Here is a 7,003-nt window from a genome sequence, read left to right as displayed (position 1 = left end):
ATCTTATAAGGATCAGCCACATAAATGCCTGGGGAACTTCCCGACTGGCATTCGATGGCTCCGGATATGTAGAGCGACGTAACAGGATGACTACCGATCCCATGCTTAAGAGCTACTCCATGTGTAAATTCAGTTCGGGCAAGTATTATAACTGTGACCTTAACGCAACATATAATATCGGATCAAGATACTTTGTCCGTGAGATCTTAAAATCCCTAACCGTGAGCGAAGGGTTGGCATTGCAGGCAAAAGTCCCTGCGGCTGCCAAGAGAAGCCAATGCACCTTATCTACGTTAATTAGTCTTAATGCGGAATTATGCAACCTGAGTGTCGCGTAATCTCTGAGTTTAGACTGTATAGTAGAAAGGAATTCCGTCTCTCTAAAGGAGACAATATAAAAGAGCCTCGGGAAAATCCAGAAACTCTTTTGTGTTAAATTTGGAAGCACGCGACTTTAGTCGTGTGAGGCTTCACAAGCTTATTTTCACTGAGGATTCGGGGCAGGAGATTGCCGATGCACTGTTCATTTCAAGGCGGGTTTTGCAGCGGCATGTTGCAGCTATCTACGAAAAAACCGGAACTAAAAGCCGCGTGGGACTGTTCAGGATCTATCATAAGGTGAGGTTAGAAATATGAAGCCAAGAGAGGAAATGACAAAAACTGAGTTTGACTAGATGATGGCAAACGGACTTAAACAGGCAATGGAAGATGACTCTTTCGATGTGGATGAGGTCTTTTCTGAGCTGGAGATGTAACGCATGAAAACGTATACAATTTAGAAGAGTTTAATAAAAAAACAATGAGGACGTTTCCTGCCTGCGGGAAACGTCCTCATTGTTTTTATACGGTCCTCCCTTTAATCCCCGACTCTTTCAATGCCTTCAGGAATGACTCTTTGTTCAGTCCAGCGATGAGTTCCTCCGGGAAATGAACCTCCTCAAGAAGAACCTTTGTTTTCTCAAAGCGTCCGATGAGGTTTGATATATGTGCATCGGTTGCGATGGAAACCTTGCAGCCTTTCTCGGCGCAGATTTCAAGAAGCTCCTTGCAGCGGCTTCTGGTTATGCTGTCCTCCGCCTCGCTTCCAAACTCGAAGCTGTGTTCATTAACCTCCAGAAGCTTGTTGAGACTCTTTGCGGCATCAACGATAGCTCTGAAATCCACATCCAGCCCGCTTCTTCCCATGTGTCCGAGGATGAAAACCTTCTCATCCTGGAGCGCCTTTATATACATGTCCGTAAGCTGGGTTCTGCTTGCCCCTTTTGTAAATGCCTTTCCGTGTATGCTTGCAATCACATAATCCATTTTTCTGGTAACCAGCTCATACAGATTTGTGGGTCTTATAGGGTCGCCTACGATATTTTTGTCGACGCTGATGTCCTGTCCGAAAAGTCCTCCCTGAAGATTCACTATATCTACCTCGCAGCCTGAGAGAAGTGTCACGCCCATCCATTCCTTTGGCCAGATGGTTGGAGAAGTTGCAAGGTACTGATAGTTTTTGAGATTAGTATATTCCGGCCAGAGCATTTCTGAAAAATGGTCTGTGGATGCCAGCAGCTCCATTCCGTTTTCTTTGGCCTCGATAACATTTTCCCTTATGGTTGAGTAGGCATGCCTGCTGTATAAAGTATGTGTATGTGTGTCACATTTTATATCGTACATAGTTTACCCCCTGAATCAAAAGATATAACAAACATATAACACGGACCGGCAAAACAGCCCGATTTTATGTTACTATTCTGACTTTGTGGCAAAAGCCGCTTATTACTGGTAGAATATGCTTGAAATCATAACACAGATATAATATTTTTTTAAGGCACATAATGACCAAATCATTATGGTTTTCTAAGAGATAATTCGGGCAACCGGAAGTTAAAATATATGAAATGGAGATCAATATGTCAGAATCTTTGGTTTCAAACGGAAAAATAGTTTTAAAAAAGGGTGAAGGCCGCACCATCAAGGAGGGCGGAGCCTGGATCTTTGATAATGAAATCGACCGGTATGAAGGTGAATATGAAAACGGAGATATCATCACCGTTTCCTACTTTGACGGCTTCTTCATGGGCTATGGTTTTATAAATCACAATTCCAAAATAAGAGTTCGAATGCTTTCAAGATGGAGAAAGGAACCTATCGACAGAGAATTTCTCCGTGAGAGAGTGAAGAATGCCTGGGAGTATCGAAAGACCGTTGTGGATACAAGCTCCTGCAGAGTCATCTTCGGAGAGGCTGACTGGCTTCCGGGACTCACAGTTGATAAATACGAAGATGTGCTGGTGGTTGAGTCATTGGCACTTGGAATCGATAGACTTAAGGAGATGATACTTGAGGATCTGGTTGAGATTTTGAAGGAAGACGGCATTAACATAAGAGGAATCTATGAGAGGTCAGATGCCCCGGTCAGAAAGAAAGAGGGCATGGAGCCGCACAAGGGGTTCATCGGGCCTGAGTTCGATACTGATGTTCTCATCACAGAGAATGGCGTTAAGTATATGGTGGACGTTGTAAACGGTCAGAAAACCGGATTTTTCCTCGACCAGAAGTACAACCGTCTCTCTATCCACAAGCTCTGCAAGGGCAAGAAGGTGCTGGACTGCTTCACCCACATGGGGACCTTTGCGCTCAATGCCGGAATCGCGGGGGCGGCTTCCGTTGAGGGACTCGATATCTCCGAGCTTGCTGTGCAGCAGGCTACTGCCAATGCTGAGAGAAACGGTCTTTCCGATACGGTTCACTTCCGCGTGGCTGACGTGCTGGATGAACTTCCGAAGCTTAACAAAGCCGGGGAGAAGTACGACGTGGTGATCCTCGACCCGCCGGCATTTACAAAATCAAGAGAAGCTACAAAGGCAGCTATCCGTGGCTACCGCGAGATAAACATGCAGGGCATCAAGCTTGTTAAAGACGGTGGTTACCTTGCTACATGCAGCTGCAGCCACTTCATGACTCCTGAGCTTTTCACCAAGACCATTGACGAGGCAGCCAACTCCGTTCACCGCCGCCTTCGTCAGGTGGAGTATCGCACCCAGTGCTCAGACCACCCGATCCTCTGGGCAAAGGACGAAAACAGCTATTATCTTAAGTTCTACATCTTCCAGGTGTGTGATGAGAAGTAAGGAATAAATAAAAGAATCTAAGAGGACTCGAAAGGATAGTAAAAAAATGAGAAAAGAAGCTACGATAAAAGAGTGGAAGAAGCTGTATGATCTTGCGGAAAAGTATGTCGAGCTGAAACCATGGGAAGTGCTGGATAATGAAGAAATGGTGTGTGTAAGCTTTTCCGAGGAAGACCGCGGATATTTTACCGTTATGGGAAACGGCGGGATGGAATATGGTTTTGGACTTTATTTCGGAGATATTGCCTTTAGGGAAATGCAACTACAGATACATGGTCATAACGGAGACGATTACATGATGTATATGCAAAACTGCATTGTGATGTTCATGGATCGTAAGGAAGTTATTCCTCCGGAGCAAATGGAAGTCATCAAAAAACTTGGACGAAATTATGGTAAAGGAAGAAAATGGATTTATTTTGAGAACCACGCCAGAGGATACTGCCCATACATACCTGATCAGCAGGATGTTATAAATACAACCAGGTATCTGGAAAAACTGATCGAAGCATTACCACAGATTGAAGCTTTAAAACCTCGGGGGATGCATTTGATGGGACATGGATTTGTGCATAAATCAGAAAAGTCAGAATGGAAGACTGATATGATTGTGTGGAACCAGAATGAACTTAGTAAATTACCTGTTGTTGTACAAAATGATGCTCTGAAGAATGAATCCGCAAAATGGAAGAAGCTTAATAGTTTATGGGAAGTGGATATTACTCACATGAATTCTATGGTAGAGGATGAGAAATACGACAGACCTTTATTCCCTCACCTTTTATTTGTTTTGGATCATAGTACCGGAATGGTGATCTATCAGCAAATGCTTGAGCCCTCAGATGATAATTTAGCAGTATGCAGGTATCTTTCCAATTTGATGAGTAACCACGGAATACCTAAAAAGATTCTTGTAACCGGAGATATCATGGAAGAGTTACTGTCTGTTCTCGAGAGTGCAGTGGGAGTACCGGTTGAAATCGCCAAAAAGAGTCATATAAATGATTTCAAAAGGGGATTGCAGAGGGATATGGGTAGAATGGGTCCCGAGGCGAATGGAAGTATGCTTAGAGCAATAGGCCTCAAGGATGAAGAAATTTCTGCACTTATGAAAATGGCCGGCGTGAAAACGGAAGAAGAATTGGTAGATATTCTGGGTGAAAATTTAAGAAATGAATATGGTAATGATTTCGGAGGCATGTATCTGGGTGATCCTGAAGATGACGATCTGCCTGATTTTGATGATTATTATGATGAAGGTGATTATGAACTCGTATGGCAGGAGCCTAAAAATATGCGGGAAAGAATCAAATTGATCAATGAGTTCTTTGAAATCACAGAAAAATACTACGAAGATGACTATATGGACGAAGATGGATTTGATGATGACTTTGACGATGATCTGGCGCCGGGTATGATAGATGCGGAATGGTGCGAGGACTGGACGAAAGCATTAGGACAATGCACCAAAGAGAAGCTGACTGAAATGGCAAAGAAACTGGGAGTTTCTTCCGGAAAGAATAAATCAGAGAGTGCTGCCCTGGTGTCACAGGCACTTTTAGAAAAGCCATCAAGGGTAAAGGAACTGCTTTCCGATGAAGAAATAGCCCTGATTAAGCGGATGCGCCAGATAATAAGCAAGAAGGAATGCGTAATGTCAGATGAGTTCCCGTTTTCCAAAGAAACACTGATTTCACTGGCTGAGAAAGGAATTGCAGATATCAAATACGGACATGATTTTATGGATATCTATCTGACGGTAAGGATTCCGAAACAGCTTAAGGGACAGAGGCTGTAAACTCAGTGGCGAAAAACTTACGTTTATAGCCAATTAGATTTGTATCTATCAAATCAAAAAACATTAAAAAACCAGCTCACGTAAATGGATTAAAATCCACTCACGCGGGCTGGTTTATTCTTTCGGATAAGACTTCCGAATATTACTGACACCTGAAATGTAGTCCATGGAAACATCATAAAAAAGGGCGAGCAGAATCAATCGCTCGACCGGAATTCTGGAACGATAGTCTTTTTCATATTCATTGTAGGTTTGTTGGCTGATGCCAAGCTCATGGGCTATAGCCTTCATCGGGAGATTTTTTTCCTCCTTGAGTTCTCTGTTTCTCTCATAATATTTCATATATGTTTTCTGGAATTCTCCTCGGAACATCATATAAACATTTTAAAACCGTGGTTGATTTTACTGGAATATCCAGTAAAATATATATCATATTCGTTTATTATCGTGTTTGGTTTACCGGAATGTAGAAAGCCGAACTTGTGGCATGTGAATGTCTGAGATAAATGGCAAAAGCAAGAGTATACAGTAGGAGCCGATCAGATCTGCATCTGTATGTCTGAGATAAATGACGAAAGCAAAAGTGTATAGTAGGAGAATAGGATAATGTGGACAAATGACGACGACGATGAGGATGTGATCGATCTGCTGGACATGCTGGCATATTTTTTCCAAAAATGGAAATATCTGTTGGCAGGTCTTGTTTTGGGTGTCCTTTTGATAGGAGTACCGCTTACCTACAGACAGTACAGGCAGATAGAGAGCAAGTATGCCGACGAAACAAAAGATTCCATACAGGAAGAAATGACCAATGGTGAGGTAGAAAAGATCAGAGAGCTGTACAACCGTTATAAGACATTCCGGACAAGGATAATGAATAACCAGTTTTACATGGACCATTCTGTCTTGATGAAGATGGATCCAAACAATGTTTCAAATTATTCTGTTAAGTATGTGTTTGAGTCAGATCAGAGGACAGCGGTGGATTACTTTAATTCTTTTTCCCTTGATCTTGATCAATATACTGAAATCGCCCATATACTGGGAGAAGATGTGGATCCGAGGTTTGCCTACGAGGTACTGGATATCCGTTGTACTGCAGCAGCTGATGATAAGACCATTGATGCGGATATGCCGGATAAAATAGTTGTTAATGGAGATATCTCCAATAAATATCGCGGACTTTTAGAGCTCAGTATCAAAGCAACCAACAGGGATCAGTGCGAAAAAATTGCCGATATCGTTGACGAGGCATTCATAAAAGCTGCAAGGGAGTTAACAGATATAGGAGTGACCGTAAAGCTGATCAGGTCAGGAGAGAACTATACAGAGAGTGTAGACACAGGTCTTGTGGAGCTGCAGCAATCAAGGATAGCTATGGGAAGTGATCTTGTTGCCAGCTATAACGCATTTGAACAGGATAATAAGTCTTCACTCAACAGTCAGGAGCAGAAGCTGTTGGAATACATGATCCATCATGATGATTTCGTTACACAGAGACTTAGCTGGAAGAAATATGTTGCTGTTGGTGGATTTGCCGGAGCATTTGCTGTAGCAGTTATTTTATGTCTCATGTATTTGTTTGCAGGCGAATTTAAGACAGTTGATGATATTTCAAGATTTACCGGAATAAAGATGATCGGATGCATTTACCGGAAAGAAAAACCTTTTAAAGGATTAGATAAGTTGTTTCTGGGAATTGCAAAAAGTATCAAATTAAGAGGTCTTACTGAGCAGCAGGATGAAGAGGCTGCGGCGGTAACCGTAACAAGGATAACAGAGTACTGTAAGCAAAAGAATATTGATCGCATTTTTATAGCCCGGGATGATTCATCCGATTATGCTAGAACTATAACTGATCAGATGGTTAATGACTTAAAATCTCAGATTTCAGTTGTTGAAGCAGGTGACCCATTAAAATCATCTGAAGATCTAAAGAAATTACATTCATCCAAGATGGTTGTGAGGATTATCACATTAGATAAGGCACGTAAGATTGCACTGAAAGAACTTAAGGAAATGTGCGGAGAAGTAAGCATCCCGATTTTTGGCGATGTTGTGATCATCAATTCATAAGATTAAAAGC

6 protein-coding genes and 1 pseudogene are annotated in these 7,003 nt (G+C 42.2%); 5 read left to right on the top strand and 2 right to left on the bottom strand.

Annotated features, from left to right (window positions below; translation table 11 throughout):
* Both G625_RS22735 and G625_RS23495 read left to right on the top strand, forming a co-directional pair.
* Nucleotides 1-338: pseudogene (locus G625_RS22735) on the top strand (IS200/IS605 family accessory protein TnpB-related protein); the annotation flags it as partial.
* 91 nt (nucleotides 339-429) lie between these two features.
* On the top strand, nucleotides 430-636 hold the full coding sequence (locus G625_RS23495; protein WP_156885070.1) for a LuxR C-terminal-related transcriptional regulator: 207 nt from the start codon (nucleotides 430-432) through the stop codon (nucleotides 634-636).
* Between the two features lie 204 nt (nucleotides 637-840).
* Here G625_RS23495 and G625_RS0108230 read toward each other — a convergent pair whose 3' ends face one another.
* The gene (locus tag G625_RS0108230; protein WP_029200746.1) at nucleotides 841-1,662 is read right to left on the bottom strand and encodes a PHP domain-containing protein; all 822 of its coding nucleotides are present in this window, start codon (nucleotides 1,660-1,662) and stop codon (nucleotides 841-843) included.
* Between the two features lie 236 nt (nucleotides 1,663-1,898).
* Here G625_RS0108230 and G625_RS0108225 point away from each other — a divergent pair, with 236 nt between their 5' ends.
* A complete protein-coding gene (locus G625_RS0108225) occupies nucleotides 1,899-3,119 on the top strand; it encodes a class I SAM-dependent rRNA methyltransferase (RefSeq protein ID WP_198014879.1) in 1,221 nt (406 codons plus the stop codon).
* Nucleotides 3,120-3,165: 46 nt separating this feature from the next.
* Entirely contained in the window at nucleotides 3,166-4,917 is a 1,752-nt protein-coding gene (locus G625_RS0108220; protein WP_029200744.1) for a DUF7309 domain-containing protein, read from the top strand.
* 114 nt (nucleotides 4,918-5,031) lie between these two features.
* Here G625_RS0108220 and G625_RS0108215 read toward each other — a convergent pair whose 3' ends face one another.
* Complete coding sequence (locus tag G625_RS0108215) at nucleotides 5,032-5,259, bottom strand: helix-turn-helix domain-containing protein (RefSeq protein ID WP_029200743.1); 228 nt, start codon at nucleotides 5,257-5,259, stop codon at nucleotides 5,032-5,034.
* A gap of 264 nt (nucleotides 5,260-5,523) precedes the next feature.
* On the opposite strand from G625_RS0108215, the gene G625_RS0108210 reads away from it, so the two are divergent.
* Nucleotides 5,524-6,993: a hypothetical protein gene (locus G625_RS0108210; RefSeq protein WP_029200742.1), complete on the top strand. Its 1,470-nt coding sequence runs from the start codon at nucleotides 5,524-5,526 to the stop codon at nucleotides 6,991-6,993.
* The last annotated feature ends 10 nt before the right edge of the window (nucleotides 6,994-7,003 follow it).

This window comes from Oribacterium sp. NK2B42 (assembly GCF_000424445.1).
Lineage (GTDB): Bacteria > Bacillota > Clostridia > Lachnospirales > Lachnospiraceae > Oribacterium.
The sequence above is the reverse complement of the archived record's forward strand: the minus strand, read 5'-3'. Positions and strand labels throughout refer to the sequence as shown.

Coding starts and splice junctions, on each gene's coding strand:
- G625_RS0108225 (WP_198014879.1), top strand. CDS start 1,899: ATGTCAGAATCTTTGGTTTCAAACGGAAAAATAGTTTTAAAAAAGGGT.
- G625_RS0108230 (WP_029200746.1), bottom strand. CDS start 1,662: ATGTACGATATAAAATGTGACACACATACACATACTTTATACAGCAGG.
- G625_RS0108215 (WP_029200743.1), bottom strand. CDS start 5,259: ATGAAATATTATGAGAGAAACAGAGAACTCAAGGAGGAAAAAAATCTC.
- G625_RS0108220 (WP_029200744.1), top strand. CDS start 3,166: ATGAGAAAAGAAGCTACGATAAAAGAGTGGAAGAAGCTGTATGATCTT.
- G625_RS0108210 (WP_029200742.1), top strand. CDS start 5,524: ATGTGGACAAATGACGACGACGATGAGGATGTGATCGATCTGCTGGAC.